The 19,286-nt window shown below is 71.5% G+C and carries 19 protein-coding genes; 12 read left to right on the top strand and 7 right to left on the bottom strand.

What is annotated here, in order from left to right; translation table 11 throughout:
- Window positions 1-38: 38 nt before the first annotated feature.
- Both ABZ928_RS17960 and ABZ928_RS17955 read left to right on the top strand, forming a co-directional pair.
- Window positions 39-1,670 (top strand): methyltransferase, encoded by a 1,632-nt coding sequence (locus ABZ928_RS17960; protein WP_361519316.1) that lies wholly within the window; start codon window positions 39-41, stop codon window positions 1,668-1,670.
- A gap of 153 nt (window positions 1,671-1,823) precedes the next feature.
- On the top strand, window positions 1,824-2,285 hold the full coding sequence (locus ABZ928_RS17955) for a hypothetical protein (protein WP_361519314.1): 462 nt from the start codon (window positions 1,824-1,826) through the stop codon (window positions 2,283-2,285).
- A gap of 43 nt (window positions 2,286-2,328) precedes the next feature.
- On the opposite strand, the gene ABZ928_RS17950 is transcribed toward ABZ928_RS17955, so the two are convergent.
- A complete protein-coding gene (locus tag ABZ928_RS17950; RefSeq protein ID WP_361519312.1) occupies window positions 2,329-3,534 on the bottom strand; it encodes an MFS transporter in 1,206 nt (401 codons plus the stop codon).
- Window positions 3,535-4,014: 480 nt separating this feature from the next.
- On the opposite strand from ABZ928_RS17950, the gene ABZ928_RS17945 reads away from it, so the two are divergent.
- Complete coding sequence (locus ABZ928_RS17945; RefSeq protein WP_361519309.1) at window positions 4,015-4,578, top strand: hypothetical protein; 564 nt, start codon at window positions 4,015-4,017, stop codon at window positions 4,576-4,578.
- Between the two features lie 6 nt (window positions 4,579-4,584).
- On the opposite strand, the gene ABZ928_RS17940 is transcribed toward ABZ928_RS17945, so the two are convergent.
- Both ABZ928_RS17940 and ABZ928_RS17935 read right to left on the bottom strand, forming a co-directional pair.
- Window positions 4,585-5,652 (bottom strand): membrane dipeptidase, encoded by a 1,068-nt coding sequence (locus tag ABZ928_RS17940; RefSeq protein WP_361519306.1) that lies wholly within the window; start codon window positions 5,650-5,652, stop codon window positions 4,585-4,587.
- A complete protein-coding gene (locus ABZ928_RS17935) occupies window positions 5,649-6,962 on the bottom strand; it encodes an amidohydrolase family protein (RefSeq protein WP_361519303.1) in 1,314 nt (437 codons plus the stop codon). The genes ABZ928_RS17940 and ABZ928_RS17935 overlap by 4 nt, the downstream gene beginning before the upstream one ends.
- 140 nt (window positions 6,963-7,102) lie before the next feature.
- Here ABZ928_RS17935 and ABZ928_RS17930 point away from each other — a divergent pair, with 140 nt between their 5' ends.
- Both ABZ928_RS17930 and ABZ928_RS17925 read left to right on the top strand, forming a co-directional pair.
- Entirely contained in the window at window positions 7,103-7,864 is a 762-nt protein-coding gene (locus ABZ928_RS17930) for an IclR family transcriptional regulator (protein ID WP_361519300.1), read from the top strand.
- On the top strand, window positions 7,861-8,790 hold the full coding sequence (locus ABZ928_RS17925) for an ornithine cyclodeaminase family protein (RefSeq protein WP_361519297.1): 930 nt from the start codon (window positions 7,861-7,863) through the stop codon (window positions 8,788-8,790). Before ABZ928_RS17930 ends, ABZ928_RS17925 begins: the two co-directional genes overlap by 4 nt.
- A 267-nt stretch (window positions 8,791-9,057) precedes the next feature.
- On the opposite strand, the gene ABZ928_RS17920 is transcribed toward ABZ928_RS17925, so the two are convergent.
- Together ABZ928_RS17920 and ABZ928_RS17915 are read right to left on the bottom strand one after the other, a co-directional pair.
- Window positions 9,058-9,495, bottom strand: a complete 438-nt coding sequence (locus ABZ928_RS17920) for a YrhB domain-containing protein (protein WP_361520697.1) — start codon at window positions 9,493-9,495, stop codon at window positions 9,058-9,060.
- 5 nt (window positions 9,496-9,500) lie between these two features.
- Complete coding sequence (locus ABZ928_RS17915) at window positions 9,501-10,412, bottom strand: LysR family transcriptional regulator (protein ID WP_361519295.1); 912 nt, start codon at window positions 10,410-10,412, stop codon at window positions 9,501-9,503.
- 213 nt (window positions 10,413-10,625) lie between these two features.
- Here ABZ928_RS17915 and ABZ928_RS17910 point away from each other — a divergent pair, with 213 nt between their 5' ends.
- Entirely contained in the window at window positions 10,626-11,330 is a 705-nt protein-coding gene (locus ABZ928_RS17910) for a flavodoxin family protein (protein ID WP_361519292.1), read from the top strand.
- Between the two features lie 60 nt (window positions 11,331-11,390).
- Here the strand turns inward: ABZ928_RS17910 and ABZ928_RS17905 are convergent, their stop codons facing one another.
- Window positions 11,391-12,176, bottom strand: coding sequence for an endonuclease/exonuclease/phosphatase family protein (locus ABZ928_RS17905; protein ID WP_361520694.1), 786 nt, complete (start codon window positions 12,174-12,176; stop codon window positions 11,391-11,393).
- 413 nt (window positions 12,177-12,589) lie between these two features.
- Between ABZ928_RS17905 and ABZ928_RS17900 the strand changes: the two genes are divergently transcribed.
- Entirely contained in the window at window positions 12,590-12,964 is a 375-nt protein-coding gene (locus tag ABZ928_RS17900) for a VOC family protein (RefSeq protein ID WP_361519289.1), read from the top strand.
- 27 nt (window positions 12,965-12,991) lie between these two features.
- Here the strand turns inward: ABZ928_RS17900 and ABZ928_RS17895 are convergent, their stop codons facing one another.
- Window positions 12,992-13,804 (bottom strand): MBL fold metallo-hydrolase, encoded by an 813-nt coding sequence (locus tag ABZ928_RS17895; protein WP_361519286.1) that lies wholly within the window; start codon window positions 13,802-13,804, stop codon window positions 12,992-12,994.
- 49 nt (window positions 13,805-13,853) lie between these two features.
- On the opposite strand from ABZ928_RS17895, the gene ABZ928_RS17890 reads away from it, so the two are divergent.
- The 5 genes from ABZ928_RS17890 to ABZ928_RS17870 all read left to right on the top strand — a co-directional run bounded on the left by ABZ928_RS17890 (window position 13,854) and on the right by ABZ928_RS17870 (window position 19,286).
- A complete protein-coding gene (locus ABZ928_RS17890) occupies window positions 13,854-14,303 on the top strand; it encodes a MerR family transcriptional regulator (RefSeq protein ID WP_361519283.1) in 450 nt (149 codons plus the stop codon).
- Between the two features lie 171 nt (window positions 14,304-14,474).
- Window positions 14,475-16,484, top strand: a complete 2,010-nt coding sequence (locus ABZ928_RS17885) for a DUF1996 domain-containing protein (RefSeq protein WP_361520692.1) — start codon at window positions 14,475-14,477, stop codon at window positions 16,482-16,484.
- A 166-nt stretch (window positions 16,485-16,650) separates the two neighbouring features.
- Entirely contained in the window at window positions 16,651-17,157 is a 507-nt protein-coding gene (locus ABZ928_RS17880; RefSeq protein ID WP_361519280.1) for a SigE family RNA polymerase sigma factor, read from the top strand.
- A 10-nt stretch (window positions 17,158-17,167) separates the two neighbouring features.
- Window positions 17,168-17,539: a hypothetical protein gene (locus tag ABZ928_RS17875; protein ID WP_361519278.1), complete on the top strand. Its 372-nt coding sequence runs from the start codon at window positions 17,168-17,170 to the stop codon at window positions 17,537-17,539.
- A 55-nt stretch (window positions 17,540-17,594) separates the two neighbouring features.
- A complete protein-coding gene (locus tag ABZ928_RS17870) occupies window positions 17,595-19,286 on the top strand; it encodes a phospholipid carrier-dependent glycosyltransferase (RefSeq protein WP_361520689.1) in 1,692 nt (563 codons plus the stop codon).

Below are 19,286 nucleotides of genomic sequence, written 5' to 3'. Positions count from 1 at the left end.
CCCCGTCCTGCCCCCACCATCATCGGGAACCCCCTTTCATGAACCTCCCTGTCGCTCAGGCCTGCCTGCACGCATCCGACCTGGAACGGATCGACCGCGCGGCCGCTCAGATTCGCGACCTCGACACCGAGAAGGTCCTCGCCGACCTGCTGCCCGGACTCACGGCCCAGGAGCGCGCCGATGTCTGCCGTCATCTCGTGTTCGACCACACCGCCGTGCTCGTCTTCCCCGCCACCCTCGACGGGCTGTGCGAGGACCTGCGCGGACACGGGTTCGCGCCGGGGCCCGTCACACCGAGCGTGGTGGTCCGCGAGCGGCTGATGCGTCGCCACGGCTCGCTCGTCGGTGACACCCCGGTCGCCATCGTGCACGTCCCCGTCGACGGGCGGAGCGTGGAGATCTTCGCGCTGCCCGTGCCGCCCGGCTCCCCCATGCAGAGCGTCGCCGACGAGGAGCGCGTCCACGAGCACGAGGCGCATCACGCCTTCGCCCTCACCTCGCCGGGGACGGTGGTCCCGGCCGGGCTGCGGACGCTGCTGACGGAACGGGGCGGGGCGGTGCCGGACGGCGGCGGGTACAACGGCCACGAGAACGTCACCGTCCTGTACTTCCGCACCCGCCGGCACCGCCGCTTCGAACTCCGGCTGCCCGGCCGCCACGAGCCGATCCCCGACCCCGCGCTCTCCCTGCTCGGCGTCATGACCGGCGCCTGGGCCACCCAGGCCGTCGCCACCATGGCCGAACTCCGCATCGCCGACCACCTCACCGACCGGCCCGGGCTCGGCGCCGACGACCTCGCCGAGCTCACGGGCACGGACCCGGACGCGCTGCGGCGGCTGCTGCGCTATCTCAGCGCGCTGGGCCTGCTGACCTGCGCCGAGGACACGTACCACCTCACCGCGCTCGGCCAACCCCTGTGCACCGCCACCGAGTTCTCCCTCCAGCCGCTGGCACTGCTGTACGGCGGCCCGTTCTACGACTCCTTCGCCGACCTGACGTACTCCGTGCGCACCGGACGCGAGGCCTTCGCCCACCGCCACGGGCAGCATCACTTCGCGCACTTCGCCCAACGGCCCGAACTGGGCGACCTGTTCCACCGGGCGATGGCCGCGAGCGCGGACATGTTCACGCCGGTACCGGATGTGGTGGACTTCTCCGCCGCGCGGCGCGTGGTCGACGTAGCCGGCGGGAACGGCGCCCTGCTCAGCCGGGTCCTGCGCGCCCATGGGCATCTGGAGGGCGTGCTGCTGGAGCGGCCCGAGGCGTTGGAGGCGGCGCGCAAGGAACTGGCCACGGCGGGACTGGACGAGCGCTGCTCCTTCGTCGCCGGGGACTTCACCACGGCCGTACCGGAGGGCGGGGACGTCTATCTGCTCTCCCGGGTGCTGCACGACTGGGACGACGAACGGTGCCTGACCATCCTGGGGCGGTGCGCGCAGGCGATGCGGCCGGGCGCCGAACTCCTCGTCGTGGAGCGGCTGTTGCCCCACGAGGAGGGGGCGCCGTCGCCCGCGGTGGCGTGGGACGTCCACATGCTCTGCAACGTGGGCGGCAGGGAGCGGACCGCCCAGCACTACGAGCATCTGCTGGCGCAAGCCGGCTTCACTGTGACGGCCCGCCATGATCTGCCGCTGGGCGCCGCGCTCCTGCACGCCGTCCGGAACCCATGACCGTGACGACCGGCGCGCCCGAGGGACCGCACGGGTTGCGTGGTGATCATGGTCGGCCGGCGCCGTGCTGCTCCGTCCGAGTGGTGCCCACCGGTCACCGGTCGTAGCGTCGGAACCGGGACATCCGGCGGCGAGCGGCAGCGGGGAACGGTCATGCGGATACGTGTACTGACGACGGCGATCGCGCTCTGCGGGGTCGCCGCCCTCGCCACCGCCGCCGGTACACCGTCCGCGAACCGGTCGGGCCCGGTGGCCGTCGAGCAGGTCGCCCAGGTCGCTCAGCCGGTTCTCGTCGACTGCCTGTGGCACCCACAGGTCCGTCCGACCGAGTTCATGCTCGCCTGCGGCGACGGAAACAGCCGCCTGGCCTCGCTCCAGTGGTCGCGGTGGGGTGCGGACGCGGCGCGGGCCGAGGGCGTGAACTGGGTCAACGACTGCACGCCGTACTGCGCGGCGGGCCGCTTCCACGCGTACCCGGTGACCGTACGGCTCGATCATCCGCGCCCGTGGAAGAAGCGGCCGCAGCTCTCGCACTACTCCCGGATCACGCTCACCTACACGGCGAGCCGCCCGGAGCGGTTCGCGCCGACCGTGTCGTATCCGCTCTGGGACTGAGCCGCCCGGCCGCCTGTACGCCTCTAGCCAGCGAGCGGCGCTGTTACTGGGCGGCCGTCACCTGCTCCTGCTGCGCGCCCGACGTCGCGATGACCTCGGAGCCGCTGCCGTCGCGGTCCAGGAGGCCGCCCATGAACGCCAGGCCCAGGCCCGCCACGCCGAGGGCCGCGCCGACCAGGACGGGTGAGGCCCAGCCCCAGCCCGCCGAGATGGCGAGGCCGCCGAGCCAGGCGCCGCCCGCGTTGGCCAGGTTGAAGGCGGAGTGGTTGGAGGCCGCGGCCATGGTGGGGGCGTCCTTCGCCTTGGCCATCAGCAGGATCTGGACCGGCGTCGTGATCAGGGCGCCCATCGCGCCGATGAAGGTGATCGTCACCAGGGCGGGCACGGTGCTGTGGACGGTGAAGTAGAACGCCACCAGCGCCGAGGACAGCAGGGCGAGGCCCGCGTACAGAGTCGGGCGCAGGGCGCGGTCCGTGAGCGGGCCGGCGATCAGTGTGCCGAGGGTCATGCCGACGCCGTAGAGGGCGAGGACCAGGGTGGTCGAGGAGTCGGAGAGGCCCGTGATGTTGGTCAGCATCGGCACCAGGTAGCTGTAGACGGCGAAGAAGCCGCCGAAGCCCACGACCGCCGTGGCCAGGCCGATCATGACCTGCTTGTTGCCCATCGCCCGCAGTTCGTGGCGGACGCCGGACTGCTGACCGCGGGGCTGGTGGGGCACGAAGACGGCCAGCGCGGCGAGGGCGACGAGACCGATGACGGCGACCGCGACGTACGCGGACCGCCAGCCCAGTTGCTGGCCGAGGGCGGTACCGGCGGGGACGCCGACGATGTTGGCGATGGTCAGGCCGAGGAACATCTTCGACACCGCGCGTGCGGCACGGTCGGGGGCGACCAGGCGGGAGGCGACGACCGCGCCGACGCCGAACAGCGCTCCGTGCGGCAGACCGGCCAGGAAGCGGGCGGCGAAGAGGAGCCCGAAGTTGGGGGCGAGCGCCGATGCGACGTTGCCGATGACGAACAGGCCGGACAAGAGCAGCAGCAGCCGCTTGTGCGGGACGCGCGCGCCGATACCGGTCAAGACCGGGGCACCGACGACGACACCGAGCGCGTACGCGGAGACGATGTTGCCCGCCTGGGGCACCGACACATCTATCCCGTCGGCGATCTGGGGCAGCAGTCCCATCGTGGCGAACTCGGTGGTGCCGATGCCGAAAGCGACAACAGCCAGGGCCAGGAGAGCCAGCGGCATGGCGCAGGACAACCTTTCAGGGGCGGCGAGCGGGAGGGCGTGCGGGGGCGCGGCCTCGGTCTACTGGTGATCCGTCGTGCCTGGCATCGTCGCCCGGCGCCCCCAGGGCATGGAAAGCCCGTAACGGCTACAGCAGTGGCACGGTCCCGGACATTCCAAGATCCCGCCCCGGCCGCCATGATCCATGTCACAGGCGTGCCGTTTCGCTTCCTTCGGGCTCTGCGCCGTCCGGTGCATCCGTGCGCCCCGCCGCTTGGCCGGTTCTCCATCGTCGGTCGAGCATTCGTTCGGCCCGCTGGGTAGTTCTCCGGAGTCCGCGTAGGCAGACGCAGGGGGGCTGACACTGTGGCACGCCCGTCATGGACGTCCGATCACGGTGGGGAGCGCGGTGGGCATCACGGTGGGGATCAGCGTCATGGGAAACGGGACACGGTACGTCGGCTGCGCAGGCAGGGCCGCTACGGGCCCAGGTTCCGGGATGTGCTGCCCGGGTTCGTGGTCCTGGCGGCGGTGGTGTGCGCGGTCGTGGCCGTCCTGGTCCTGGGGTCCCGGGCCGCCGGGATCGTCGTTCCCGTAGTCGGTGTCCTCGTGCTGGGCGTCGTGCTCGCGATCGGGCTCAGGCGGCGCCGCCCGGGCGCCCGGCGCCGCAGCGGCCACTACACCCCGCAGGAGCTGTTCGAACTGGACATCCAGGGCCTGGCGCTGGCGGTGGCGCGGATGCTGCGCCGGGACCAGTGGAAGGTACGGCTGTTACCGGCGCCGGACCGGCCGCGCCTGTGCGCCCGCCATCCGGACGGCCGCCGGCTCGACGTGGCCTTCCGGCCGGTGGCGGAACCCCTGCCCGACGAGGATCTGCCGCACCCGCACGCCCACCGCGGGGGTCCGGACCCGCTGGTCCACCTGATAGTGCACCGGGGCACCTTCCAGGCCCGCGACATCCGCTGGGCGCAGCGCGACGGCACGACCGTCCTGCTGGACAGCCCGGCGCTGGAACGCTGGGCGGGCGGGACACGGCTCGACGACCTGCTGCCGAGGAAGCGCTGAGAGCCTTCACGCCTTCCAGACGCGGGCCGCGTAGTCGACGAAGTTGCGGCCCATGATCTTCTCGATGCGCTCCGAGGAGAATCCGCGCCGCTCCAGCAGCCGCATCAGCTCACGGAACTGATCCACGCCCCGCAGATCCACCACGAAGGGGGAGGTGTCCGCCCGCTCGCCCGCGGCGGAGACCCCTGCCTCCTGACGCCGGGCGACGTGCTCCGCCAGGTGGGCCCGGTAGGCGTCGAGGTCGTCGATGGCGGTGACCGGTCCGTCGGTCCCGATGCCGACGTGGTCGTCACCGCAGACGTCGACCGCGTGCGCGATGTGCTCGACCACGTCCGCGGCGCGCGCGTGCCCGGTCGGGTTGAGGAACGGCATGAAGTAGATGCCGACGAACCCGCCCCGGGAGGCGACCAGACGCAGTTCCTCGTCGGTCTTGTTGCGCGGCAGGTCGGTCAGGGCCCGGCACCCGGTGTGGTTGACCGAGACGGGGACGCGCGAGTGCCGCGCCGCCTCCAGGCAGGTGCGCTCGCCGCTGTGCGAGAGGTCGACCATGAGGTGGTGGTCGTTGAGGGCGTCGATCACCTCACGGCCGAAGCCGGTCAGCGCGGTGTCGGCCGGTGCCATCGAGCCGCCGCCCAGGTGGTTGGCCTGGTTGTACGTCAACTGCACGACCCGCACCCCGCGTTCGGCGAAGGTCGCGACACGGCCGGCGTCGTCTCCCACGGCCTCGGCGTTCTGGAAGCCGTAGATGACGCCGGTACGGCCTTCCCGCGCGGCCGTGTCGATGTCGGCGACCGTGGTCACCTTCAGGAGGTCGTCGGGGTGACCCGCGACGAGGCGGTCCCAGACGTCGATCTCGTGCAGGGTGTGCTCGTAGGGCGGCAGGTCGCCCATGACGTACCCGAGGGTGATGTTGACGGCGGTCAGGCCGGAGGCGCGGGCCTCGGACAGGGTGCGGGCGTCGAGGGTGAACTGTTCGCTGGTCTGATTCAGTTCACCGGCGGCGGCCCGCGACCGCTCGGCGTTCGGGTTGTCGAGCTGGCCGAGCGCGTTGACGATCATCGGCGTGCCGGTCAACGGTTCTCCCGGGGTCGGTAGGCGGAGCGCGGGAAGCGGCGCCCCCGCTTGACGGTCAGGGTGATCGTGCGCAGGTCGTCGATGTCCGCCAGCGGGTCGCGCGCGAAGACCGCGAGGTCGGCCAGCTTCCCCGGCTCGACGCTGCCGGTGAGATCGCCGGCCCCGGCGCTGCGGGCGCCGACGAGGGTCGCCGACCGCAGGACGTCCGAGGCCGGGATGCCGCATCGCCGTACCAGGAAGGCGAGTTCCTCGTACAGGGCGGGGAAGGGCTCCTCGGGCGGGGTCTCGTAGTCGGTGCCGGTGGCCAGCTCGACGCCGGCGCGGTGGGCCTGTGCCGTCAAGGCGATCGCCAACTCGGTGTTGCGGGCCGCTCGTTCGACCACCTCGGGATCGTCGCTCGCGAACTCGCTGGACGCGTACAGCCCCGCGGTCGCGTCCAGCACGACGCCCTGCTCGCGCATGCGGGCGAACAGCTTCTCCAGCCGCTCGTCCTCGCCGGTGACGAGACCGGCGTGGTCGACGGGCGGCTTGTCCTTGTACGACGTCAGCGGCGCCGTCGCCGCCTCATGCGCGAGGAGGGTGACATGCGAGACGGCGTCCACACCGGCCTCGACGACCTCGCCCGGCGTCGCGGGGAACACGGCGGCGTGCGCCCAGACCGGGATGCCCTGACGGTGCGCCTCGGCGGTGATGGCGGCGACGTGGGTCGCGTCGAGGTCGGCGTAGACCTTGATGGCGGCCGCGAAGGTGCCGCGGGCCATCGCGACCGCGAGCGGCAGGTCGGTCGCGTCGGTGACGGCCTGCATCCAGGGCACCTCGCCGGGCGCCGCGCCCTGGGTGACCTGATGGGTGCGGGGGTCGTCGAAGAAGCCGGGGCCGGCCATGAGGGCCGCGTAGTGGATGTCGGGGCCGGCGATCTCGCCCACGCGGGTCGCCCGGGCGAGGTCGCCGATCTGACGGAGGTCATCGGCCATGTCCCGAATGGCGGCGACGCCGCTGTGCACGAGCCGGCGCAGTACGGCCTCGGCGGCCGGGCGGTCGGGCGGGGTGGCGAGGTGCTGGTGGGCGTCGACGAGTCCGGGGGTGACGAAGTGGCCGGTCAGATCGACGACTTCGGCGCCCTCGGTGAAGGCCTCGGCTTCCTCGTCGTCGACGACCGCCCGGATCACGGAGCCGTCCACGACGATCGACGTGCCGGGGCGGGGCGGGGTGCCGGTTCCGTCGAAGAGGGTGACGCCCCGGTAGACGACCCTCGGGCCCTGCTCCGGGGGCGCGTACGGCGTCGCCGCTCCGGCACTCTCGCTCATCATGAACCTTCCGTTGTTGCGCTCTGGGTAACAACTCTCTCGCTGAACAAAACAAGCGGTACCCTACCTCCGGACTCCGGCGGTGAACAGGCGGTGCATACGCCCCGCCGGATCGTTCTCGCCCCAGAGCCGGAAGGGATTCGATGCCGCAAGCGCCGCGTACGGCCGTGGACAAAGCGCTGGACCTCGTCGAGGCGGTCGCCCGGGCGCCCAGGCCGCCCCGGCTCACCGATCTCGCCGACGAGGTCGGACTGCACCGGGCCACCGCCTACCGCATCCTCGTGGACCTGGTACGCCGGGGCTGGGTCCTGCGTGCCGACGACCGCTACCTTCCCGGTACGGCCGTGCTGCTGATGTCGGCCCGGGCGGCGCACAACTCCCTGACCACGCTGGCCCGGCCCGTACTGGAGGACCTGTCCGAGCGGACGGGCCTGATGGTCAACCTCCAGGTCCTGGAGAGCGACCGCTCCCGGGTGGTGGACGTGGTCCGCCCCGACCGGCTGGCCATGATCAGCACCCTCCTCGGCGACGGCCTGCCCGTGCACCGCTTCGCCGGGCCACTGGCTCTGGTGGCCGCGCTTCCGCCGGAGGCACGCGCCCCGTATCTCGACGTGGCCCGGACCGCCGGGCACCCGATCGACGGTGCCGCGGGGCTGCTCGCCGACCTCGAACGGACCGCGGCCCACGGATACGCCGTCGAGGACGGACGCAACGACCGGTTCGTCGCGTCCATCAGCCGGGCCGTCGTCCCCGCCGCGGGCGTGCCCGTCTGCGCAATCACCGTCGTCGGACCGTCGGCGGAGATCGACGACAGCCGCCTGGAGCGACTGCGCACCGACCTCGCCACCGCGGTCGACGCACTCGGTGAACTGCTCTCCGGAACCCGCGCGGAGGCCGCCGTATGAGCGACATCCTCGTCCTGGACAAGGAGGCCACCCTCGCCGCCCTCGACCCACGGCAGCTGATGACCGCCGTCGCCGAAGCGCTCGTCGCCGTGGCACGGGGCCATGCGTCCGCTCCCCCGCGCACCGCCGCCTTCGCCCCCGGCGGGCTGCTCGGCGCCATGCCGGGTTACGTCCCCGGGCTGGGGCTGGCGGCGAAGCTCGTGTCGGTGTTCCACGACCCCGATCGTCCGGGCCGGAGCAGTCACCGGGGCATCGTCGCCCTCTTCGACCCCGAGGACGGCAGGCCGCTGGCCGTGCTGGACGCCGAGCCCATCACGGCCTGGCGTACCGCCGCGTCCGCCACGCACAGCGCGTTGGCCCTGGCCGGTCCTGGGCCGGTCGTGGTCGTGGGCACGGGCGTCCAGGCCCGCGCCCAGGTGTCCCTGCTGGCCGTACTCCAGCCGGACGTGCCGGTCACCGTCGTGGGCCGCGATCCGGCTGCGGCGCGGGCGGTCGCCGCGCTGCACCCGGCGGGCCGTGCGGGCGACGGCATCGAGGACGCCGTACGCGAGGCGGCGACCGTGTACTGCTGCACCGGTGCCACAGAGCCGGTCCTGCGGCGGGAGTGGCTGGCGCCGGCTGCGCATGTGAGCTCGGTCGGCGGCTCCCACGGGCATGAGCTGGACGCCGAGACGGTGCGGGAGGCGGAGTTGTTCGCCGAGTGGCCCGGAGCGGCGGGGACGGCACCGCCTTCCGGGGCCCATGAGTTGCAGGGGCTGCCGGACGACTGTGGCGTCACCCTGCTCGGGTCCGTCCTGGCGGGCGAGGCACCGGGGCGGTCCTCCCCCGGCTCCCTCACCGTGTTCAAGTCGACCGGGCACGCGGCGCTCGATGTCGCCGCCGCGTATGTCGTGCACCGGTCGGTGTCGGGCGGGGCGCTGCGGTAGGCGGAGCGGCGGGCCGGGGCCGGGCGGCACGTGGATGGGGGCGGCCCGGCCGGTGCGGTGCCTCTTCTGCCCGCCGGGCGCGGGTCAGCCGTTGTACGGGGCCGGTACGTCCAGGACCCAGGTCACGCCGAAGTCGGCCCACCCCAACTGGCCGCGGCCTTCGCCGAACTCGCCGCCCGCTACGCCCGAGCCGGGGCGAGCCTCTGGATGCGGGCGCCTCGACCTGAGGGGGGTCGGTGTGATCTCCCCATGGTCAATGCGCGGGGGTCATGTCGTCCGGCCGGGGGTTCCTGGGCGGATGGTCGTCACCGCCAGCACCGGGTCGACCGGTTCGACGACTTGCGCGACGGCGACAGCCATGAGGTGGGCGGGGAGATCGCCGTCCAGCAGTGCGCTGACGTACTTCAGTGCCTCTGCAGGCGACAGCACCGGAAGCCTCTGCCGCAGAGCACGCGCGGCCTGCGCGCGCCCATGGACGGAGGCCACTTCGCGTATCTCGTCATGCAGATCGTCCACTGCGGTACGGATGGCCAGTCCGCGGATGCGTGCGCGGTAGTCGGCCTCCCAGTCGCCGAACTGCGCGGAGAGGACTCCGATCTGGTGCAGCCCTCCGTCGACACGGTCGACGAGGTAGGGCCCGTTGCCGACCAGCATGGCATCGCGGCGCCGGGTGCGAACGTACTCCGCGGACTGCCAGTGGACGATCCACTCTACGGGCTCCGAATCGGCCAGCGAGTTTCCGTCGAGGTCTGCAACAGCAGGTCGCGCAGGGCTGTCGCGGTGGGTGAGGGGGCCGTGGGGGTGAGGACGATCTGGTCGGCGGTGGTGGAGGGGCCGGTGAGGGGGATGGTGCGGAGGCCGGGGGGTTGGTGGTCGAGGGCGGATTCGACGGTGATGCCGATGCCCGTTCCGGCGGCGACGTGAGCGGCGATGGCGTGGACGTTGTCGGCGGTTCTGATGATGCGCAGGTCGGCTCCGCCGATGTGGAAGGCGGCCAGGAGGCGGTCGCAGAGGCCGCTGTTGATCTGGTGGGGCCAGGTGAGCAGGGCGGTGGTGGACAGTTCGGAGGCGGTCAGTTCGGTGTGGCCGGCGAGGGGGTGGGTCTCGGGGACCAGTGCCATGAACCTCTCGGTGGACAGCACGCGCGCGCGTACGCCGGTGATGCCGTCGGTCGCCCAGCCGATGCCGAGTCCGATCGTCTCCGTGCGGAGGGCGGTGAGCTGGGCCGTGGTGGGCATGGGTTCCGGCACGATCGTCACGTCGGGGAAGCGGTCGCGCAGTTGTGGCAGGCAGCGCAGCAGCAGCTGGTGGTCGGTGTATTCGGCGTGGCCTACGACGAGGGTGGTGCGGGTTCCCTCACCCGCGGCCAGGGAGCGTCCTCGCTGCTGGAAGCGGCGCAGTTGGGCCAGGGTGGCGTGGGCGTCGGGCAGCAGCGCCGCGCCGAGGTCGGTCAGTGACACCCGTCGGCTGGTGCGGTGGAAGAGCCGTCCGCCCAGAGCGCTCTCCAGCCGTCTGATGGCGTCGCTGACGGTGGGTTGCCCTCGGTGCAGGCGTTCGGCGGCGCGGCCGAAGTGGAGTTCCTCCGCGACGGCGACGAATGCTTCCAGTTCGATCCGGTCCACGGGGACAGGCTAACGCGATCGATCGGTGCTACCGATCGCTGCACGTCGAAGTTCGGCGTTGATGCCGTGCCCTGCGCGGGATGTGATGGCTGGGCAAGCAGGCAGAGGTCGTCACCTCGCGACGGAAGTAGTGAAGTAGATATGGCTGTCAATGGAGTTGACCGTGGGCACGAGGGCGTTGGCCTTGGGCACGAGCGAGTTGGCCTTGGGCACGTGGCACCGACCGTCACCGTGACGGTGGTTCACCACTCGGTGCACGGGCACACCCGGGTCCTGGCCGAGCATCTCGCCGACGGGGCGCGGCAGGTGCCCGGCGCCCAGGTGCATCTGGTCGAGATCCGGCCCGAGGACGTCGTCGCGGGCCGTTGGCACGACGCGGAGGTGCTGGCGCTGCTCGACCGCTCCGATGCGATCGTCCTCGGCTGCCCGACGCTGATGGGCAGCGTCTCGGCGGTGTTCAAGGCGTTCATGGAGGCGGCGTTCACGCCATTCACGACGCAGGCCTGGAAGGACAAGCTGGCGGGTGGGTTCACCATGTCCGCCTCGCAGAGCGGCGACAAGCTGACGGTTCTGGAGCAACTGGCCGTGTTCGCCGCGCAGATGGGCATGCAGTGGATCGGCGTGGGCGACATGCCGGGCAACAACTGGAGCGGCGGCAGCCGCGACGATGTGAACCGGCTGGGCTCGTGGCTGGGCCTGATGAGCCAGAGCCACGCCGACCAGGGCCCGGAGCACGCCGGATCGCGCGGCGACCGCATCACCGCGGAGCGGTACGGCGAGCGGATCGCCCGGCTGACACAGCGGTGGGTCAACGCCGTCCCGTACGAGACCTCACGGATGACCGAGCACGAGGCCCGCGCCCTGTCGGCGTCCCTCCGCGAGACGGACGACGCGTCGGCGGCGCTGACCGGCGCCTGACCTCGCGCATCGCGCCGCCACGGACGCGGCCGGCCGACAGCTCCCGAGGAGGACCGGCCCTCACGTCGCGTTCAGGTCGGCCTGGAACATGTCGTGGTCCGAGTACTGGGTGGGGTGCACTCGGTGCCCGGTCGCGGTGATGCCGCGCAGGAACACGTAGTCGAACTTGCTGTGCCAGTCGGTGGTCGTCTCGCAGGTGCCGCCGAGGGTGGGATGGCACTGCGGGTCCGCGTCCGTGGCCAGGGCCCACATCGGGGCGAGTTCGGGGGCGTCCGGTACAGCGTTGAAGTCGCCGAGCACGATGGTGCGGTCGTACCGGGCGACCTCCTTGGCGAGAACCTTGGCCTGCTCGGCCCGGACCGACTCCTGGCGTCGTTCGGCGAGGTGGGTGTTGAAGACCCGGATGCGCCGGCCGTCCACCGTGGTGGTGACCGCGACATAGCCGCGGTCCTCGGATCCACCGTCGGGGTATTCCTCGTGGACGCGGTCCGTCATCGGCGCCGCGGACAGGATCGCCTCACCGAACGCCCCCGGATTCCACGGCAGTCCGCCGCAGCGGCTCCATTTCTGCAGAACCGACCCGTACTCGACGTGGTACACCAGCCCGTGCAGGTTCTCCAGATACTCCCGGATCTGCTCGACGTCCCGCACACAGGCTTCTTGCAGGCCGATGACCTGGGGGGCGTACCTGGCGATCTCCGCCGCCCGGTCCACGTTGCTGGTGTCGCAGGGGTTGCAGATGTTCCATGTCATGACGCGGTTCGGTACGACCTTCCGGGCGTCCTCGACCGGCTGCGAGACCCCGAACAGCGGACCGCCCGGCGCGCTGGGGCCGAGCAGCAGCATGAAGGCCGCGATCACGGCACCCGCGAGCACCCACGTGCCCTTTCCGAACACCCTCGCCCCCTCGGATTCAGTACGCCCGACATCCCGAAACTCTTCGATCTCCTCAACGAGATTACGGGACCTACCTGTTGAACAAGTCCGCGCGCGCCACGCCACGGCGAGGGCGCGCCGAGAAAACACTTGGGGCCTGTCCGTCTGTACGGACAGGCCCCAGTTGGAGCGCCGGGCAGGCCTTGCACCTGCATTTCCCCACAGGAAGTGGGGCGTCTTTCCTTGGACCACCAACGCGTGAACAACCGCCCTGAGTTGTGGCGGCCAGCTCGTGATCAATATTACCGCACCCGGCGAGCACCGGTGACCGGGCGCGGGCGTGGTGCCGTCCCGTTCAATCGCGGCCCTGCCACGATGGCCGCATGGAACGTGTACTTGGAATCGGCGGATACTTCAGGCGCGCCGCAGACCCGGCGGCCCTGAGCGCGTGGTACCGCGATTGTCTGGGCCTGGACACCGACGAGCACGGGCTGTGGCATCCGGAAGCCGGGCCGACGGTGTTCGCGGCGTTCGACTCCGAGACCGACTACTTCGGGTCCCGCACCCAGCAGTCCATGCTCAATTTCCGGGTCCGCGACCTTGACGCGATGCTCGCGCAACTGCGCGCCAAGGGAGCGGATGTGTCCGAGGAAACGCAGGACATGGACGGTGTCGGACGGTTCGGCTGGGTCACCGATCCCGAGGGCCATCGAATCGAGCTGTGGCAGCCCGCCGCCGAGCCGGAGGCGGGGGCGTAGCGCGGCCTCCCCCGTACCGTCGCCCTGCTACCCCCTGTCGACGTCCTGGTAGCGGGCGAACTCCCATGGGTCGTGGGCGCAGAAGGTCTCGACCTGGTCGCCGTGGTCGCGGAGCAGTTCGCGCAGTCGGGCCTGGGTGCCCAGGCGCAGATCACGGTGGACCTCAGCACCTGTCTGGACGAAATCCAGCAGGGGGTGCGGTTCCTTCACGTCCTCGACTTCGCGGTGGTAGTAGTAGGCGTCGCCGCAGTGAAGGAGCCATCGGTCACCGGTGTGCACGGCGACCGCGGTGTGGCCCGCGGTATGACCGCCCAGGGGGACCAGCTTGAACTGCGGTGGCAGTTCTTTCGGTTGTACCGCGGTGAAGCCGAACCACTCTTCGCCGGGCCCGGGTTCGTAGGTGACCCAGTGGGGTTCGTGCGCCCAGTGGGCCGGGCGATAGCGGCGACTGGGCGACTCCGCGCGCGCCGCCCGGAGTTCAGCGGCGAGCACATGGACCTGGGCGTCGGGGAAGTCGGGCAGGCCGCCGCAGTGGTCGACATCCAGATGGGTCACGAGGATGTGACGGACGTCGGACGGCGCGTACCCGAGCCGGGCGACCTGCCGTACGGCCGTCTCCTCCTCGGCGAGCGCGGGCTGCGCCATCTCCACCCACTCGGCGCCGAGCGTGCCGACCGGGTCGCGGACGTCGGCCAGGCCGAGCCCGGTCTCGACCAGGACCAGGCCGTCGGCGTCGGTCTCGATCAGCAGACAGTGGTTGACGGCGGGTGCGGGCCGCGGGCCCTCGTAGGTGGCCTCGATGGTGCGGACCGAGCCGCAGTTCAAGTGATGGATCCTCATGGCGACTAGGCTGCGACTTGAACCGCGGTTCAAGTCAAGGAGGCTTTTGATGGACGCGTCGCTGCTGGACATCGCCGAGGTCGCACAGCGGACACGGCTCGCGCCGTCGGCGCTGCGGTTCTACGAGAAGAAGGGCCTGATCACTCCCGCCGGCCGCAACGGGCTGCGCCGCACCTACCACCCGGACGTCCTCGAACGCCTGGCGCTCATCACCTGCGCACGCAGCGCCGGATTCTCCGTCGCCGAACTCGGCCGCTTCCTCCAGGCCCGGCCGTCCGACACGGACTTGCGGACAGGCATGGCCGCCAAGGCCGACGCCCTCGACGAGCAGATCGGCCGGCTAACCCGGCTCCGCGACAGCCTGCGGCACGCGGCCGTCTGTGACCACGAACCGCTCGTCGACTGCCCGGACTTCAAGCGGGCCGTGGGCAATGTGGCCTCGGCGGGCGCCGCCCTCCCACCTGCGGGGCGGGCGGACCACGCGGGGTCCTACCGATGAGGCTGCTGTGAATTTTCCGTGCGGTTGAACAGAAGCGGCGCCGCGTCCGTATGGGGCCGGGGGGATTTCCATGCCGGGACGGACTACAGGCGCAGGAGTACTTCCGTGGGACGCAGTAAGCGCAAACGCCCGACAGGTGCGCGGCGGGCGACATTCGCCGCCGTGGCCCTGATGCTGGGCGGTGGTGGCTTGGTCGCCGTGAACGTGTACGCCTCCGCGACCGAGGACGGCCAAACCAGCCAGCCGTTCTCGGCCAGTTGGGGAGCGGGCACGGTGGGCTGCCCCGATGTGGGCGACGCCCTGACCTACGTCCCCGACGGAGCGAGGGCCGAGGTCGACAAGGAACTCGCGGTGCTCGACCAGCAGACCGCCGAGGCCTACCAGAAGTTGCAGGACCCCTCGGTGCAGAGCCGCGAGGACGCCGAGAGCGAGGTCATGGGCCCGCTCGCGGAGAACCGCGGCGCGACGATCGATCGCATCGCCGGTGCCCTTGAGGGTGCCGGGGCGAAGCCGGACGGCCTCGACGGCATGGCGGCGTGCTCGATCCAGGAGTCGGACGACCAGGCCGGGGGCCAGGACGACGGACAGGGCGGCGAGCAGGGCGACGGCCAGAACGACGGGGCCCAGGACGGGCAGAACGGGCAGGACGGCCAAGGCAACCAGGGCGACCAGGGTGACCAAGGTGGTCAGGATCAAGGCGACCAGCAGCAGGGCAACGGCGGGCAGTCCGGCAACGGCCCCGTCGCGGCCGACTACGCCGACATCACCTCCGCACCGGCCGCCGCGCAAGCCCCGAACGCCGGAGCCGACGCCTCCCGCGGCACCTTCGTCACCAGCTGCGGCGTCAACGCCAACGGCCTGTTCAACTCCGACAACGTGATCGTGGCCCCCGGCGTCTCCAACGGCGCCCACCACTTCCACGACTACGTCGGCAACCAGGCCAACAACGCCTTCGCCGACGACAACGAACTGGCGGGCGGCGGTACCAGCTGCGTCGACCAGGGCGACAAGTCCTCCTACTACTGGCCCGTCATACGTCTCCAGAACGGCACCCAGGAGCAGGACGCGGGCAGCCCGGGCGGCGGCATCGAGGGCAACGCGGGTGAGATCGTCACGCCCAAGGAGGTCACCCTCACCTTCGTCGGCAGCCCGAACAGCAAGGTCACGGCCATGCCGCGGCTGCTGCGCATCATCACCGGCGACGCGAAGGCGTTCGTCAACGGCACCGCGAACGCCAACGCGTCCTGGAGCTGCACCGGCTTCGAGGACCGCCAGCTGAAGGACAAGTACCCGCTGTGCCCCCAGGGCAGCGACGTGGTCCGCACCTTCAAGTTCCAGAGCTGCTGGGACGGGCGCAACATCGACAGCGCCAACCACCGCACCCACGTGGCGTTCGCCCAGGCCGACGGCGCCTGCCCGGCCGGTTTCCAGGCCATCCCGCAGCTGGTTCAGCGCATCGTCTACGACATCGACGCGCCGAGCCTCCAGGACGGCGGCCGCACCACCCCGCTGTTCGCCGTGGACGCCTTCCCGGAGCAGCTCCACAAGCCCGTCACCGACCACGGCGACTTCATCAACATCTTCGACGAAGACCTGATGAACGAGATGGTCGGCTGCATCAACGACGGCCGCCAGTGCGGCGCGGGCACGGGCGGGGGCGAGGAACCCGGCCAGGGCGACGACAACGGCAACGGCAACGGCGGCGACAACGGCAACGGTTCGGACAACGGTGCAGGCGACGGTGCCGGCAACGGCTCGGACGACGGCGCCGGTCAGGAACCGGGCTCCGGTTCCGGTTCGGAAGGCAACGGCGGCTCCGACGACGAGCCCCAGGAACAGCCGACCCCGACCGACACCGCCACCGCCACCCCCACCGACTCGACCGGTGACACGAGCACCGCACCCGCCGACAACCAGCCCAAGACGTACACCTCCCCCTCGGCCGAACCCGCCGCCTCCTCCCCGGAGGCCACCTCCTACCCCCGTCAGGAGACCACCGCGAACCCGTCCGAGAGCAGCGTCGCCGTGGCGCAGCCCCCGGTCGGAGGGCAGACCGAACCGCAGGGCGGTCAGGGCAGCCTCGCCGAGACCGGCACGCAGTTGTGGCCGGCCGCGGCGGGAGCGGTCCTCCTGATCTCCGGGTTCGTTCTCCTCCGCCGTACCAGGCGCCGCTATATGTGAGCGGCGGCGCGACGTCCCACCGGCGCACCGGCCCTCGGCCCGCCCGCACTCGAGTACATGTGACCCACACCACATGGCGAGAGTGCATAGCGGGCCGGGGGCCGGCGTCTTTGTTAAGGGTGAGAGGGCGCGGCCGCGTCCGACTGGGGGCAGGGGGTCGACGTTGATGGGGCAGGCGCGGGCCGACGCGTTCGACCGGTTCGTGGCGGCCCGTTGGTCGGCGTTGCTCCATCTGGCGCGGCTGCTCACCGGCGGGGACCGGCACCGGGCCGAGGACCTGTTGCAGGAGTCGCTCGTCAAACTGTGGTTCGCCTGGCCGAAGGTGGGCGCCGAGGCGCCCGAGGCCTATGTGCGCAAGGTCCTGGCCCGGGCCGCGGCCCGCTCGGCGCGGCGCCGCTGGTGGGGCGAGCAGCCCGTCGAACGGTTCCCCGACCCGCCCGAGGTGGGCGACGCGACCGCCGCCGTGGACGAACGCACCCGCTTGGAGGCCATGTTGGCGTTGCTTCCGGCGCGGCAGCGGGCCGCGGTGGTGCTGCGTTACTACCAGGACCTGCCCGAGCGCGATGTCGCGGAGGCGCTGGGGTGCCCGGTGGGTACCGCCCGTTCCCTCACCACGCGGGGCGTCGCCCGGTTGCGGCAGCTGCTGGCCGCGGCTGTCGAGCCGGTGGAGTGAAGAAGGAGTCATGGATCACTTCGAGCAGGAGCTGGCCCGCATGATGCGGGAGAGCCGAGAGGACTCGCCCTACGAGGAGCGGCACCGCTCCCGGCTGCACGCCGGTGTCCGCGCCCGGCAGCGGGTGCGGGCGCTCTGGATGGCCACCGCGTCCGTGCTGACCGTCACCGGCCTGGGCGTCGGACTGCTGGTCCTGGCGAGCTCTGTCGCGCAGGGCGGCCCGGGCGGTCCTCAGCCTCGCCCGGTCACCTCCGCCGAGTCCTTCCTGACGCCGTCGACGGCCCACCCCGCCTCCACCGCGGGGCGGATGCCGGTCCCGCCCCGGACCTCGACCGTGCGGCAGGTGGCGCCTCAGCCGGGTGCCAGCGGCGCCGGTGAGTGACAGCGAGTAGAAGGCTCCCCCAGTGATCCACGAGAACACGCCCACGGTCACCGACGTGCCCCGCAAGGCGGCGAACCGCCGACCGGCCTCCTGGGAGCAGCGACTGCGCCGGTTCGGCTATGTCGAGCGGCCGCGGATCGCCGTACGAGATCGGCTGGTCGTGCCGTTTCCCGAACCGGCGTCGTGGGTGTGGCGCAGGCTCGGTCTGTCCCGGGCGGCGGCGGAGCGTCTGGCGCGTTGGTCGGGGTGGGGCGGGCCGCTCCTGGTGGCGCTCGTCGCCGGGGTGGCGCGGTTCTGGCGGCTGGGCAGTCCGCGGGCGTTGGTGTTCGACGAGACGTATTACGCCAAGGACGCCTGGGCTCTGCTGCGGCTCGGTTACGAGGGCAGCTGGCCGGACCGCAAGATCGCCGATCCGCAGATCCTGGCCGATCCTCAGGTGATCCCGCTCTCCGATGGCGGGGCGTTCGTCGCGCATCCGCCGACGGGCAAGTGGGTGATCGCGCTCGGCGAGTGGGGGTTCGGCCTCGATCCGTTCGGCTGGCGGTTCATGACGGCCGTCCTCGGCACGCTGTCGGTGCTGATGCTGTGCCGAATAGGCCGCCGCCTGTTCCGTTCCACGCTGCTGGGCTGCCTGGCCGGAGCGCTGTTGGCGATGGACGGGCTGCACTACGTCATGAGTCGCGCCGCGCTCCTCGATCTCGTCGTCATGTTCTTCGTCCTGGCCGCGTTCGGGTGTCTGCTCATCGACCGGGACCGTGCGCGGGCCCGGCTCGCGGCGGCCCTGCCCGCCGACGAGGACGGCCGGGTACGCCCCGACGCACCCACCGGCGACCGTGCCGGGACGGGAGTTCGGCCCTGGCGGATCGCGGCCGGGTTCTTCCTGGGCCTGGCGGCCTCGACCAAGTGGAACGGTCTGTACTTCCTCGCCTTCTTCGTGGTCCTGACCCTGCTGTGGGACGTCGGCGCCCGCCGCGTCGCGGGGGCACGGCGGCCGTACCGGGCGGTGCTGCGCCGGGACTTGGGCTGGTCGGTGCTCTCCCTCGTCCCGGTCGCTCTCGTGACGTATGTGGCGACCTGGACCGGCTGGTTCGCGTCCGACGACGGCTACGGCCGCCACTGGGCCGACGGCCGCGGCGGCACCTGGGCGTGGATCCCGGCGCCGCTGCGCAGCCTGTGGCACTACGAGTACGGGGTGTACCAGTTCAACGTGGGCCTGCACTCGCCCCACAAGTACGAGTCGAATCCCTGGAGTTGGCTGGTGCTCGGGCGGCCCGTACTGTTCCACTACGAGTCGCCCGAGCCCGGCACGGACGGCTGCCACACCACCGTCGACTGCTCCCAGACGATCCTCGCCCTGGGCACCCCGCTCCTGTGGTGGTCGGCCTGCTGCGCGCTGCTGTACCTCCTGTACCGGTGGGCGCTGCGCCGCGACTGGCGGGCCGGTGCCGTCCTGTGTGCGGTGGGGGCCGGTTATCTGCCCTGGTTCCTGTACCAGGACCGCACGGTCTTCTCCTTCTACGCCGTCGTGTTCGTGCCCTACCTGTGTCTGGCCGTCACGATGATGCTGGGGGCCGTGCTGGGCCCGCCGGGTGCGACTGCCCAACGCCGTACACAAGGTGCGGTGGCCGCGGGGGTGTTGGTGCTGCTCATCGCCTGGAACTTCATCTACTTCTTCCCCATCTACTCCGGGCAGACGATCCCGTACGCCGACTGGCGCGCCAGGATGTGGCTGGACAGCTGGATCTGA

The sequence above is a fragment of the Streptomyces sp. NPDC046909 genome (assembly GCF_040644695.1).
Taxonomy (GTDB): Bacteria; Actinomycetota; Actinomycetes; order Streptomycetales; family Streptomycetaceae; genus Streptomyces.
Note: the sequence above shows the minus strand (reverse complement) of the source record. Positions and strands in the feature narration are given on the sequence as shown.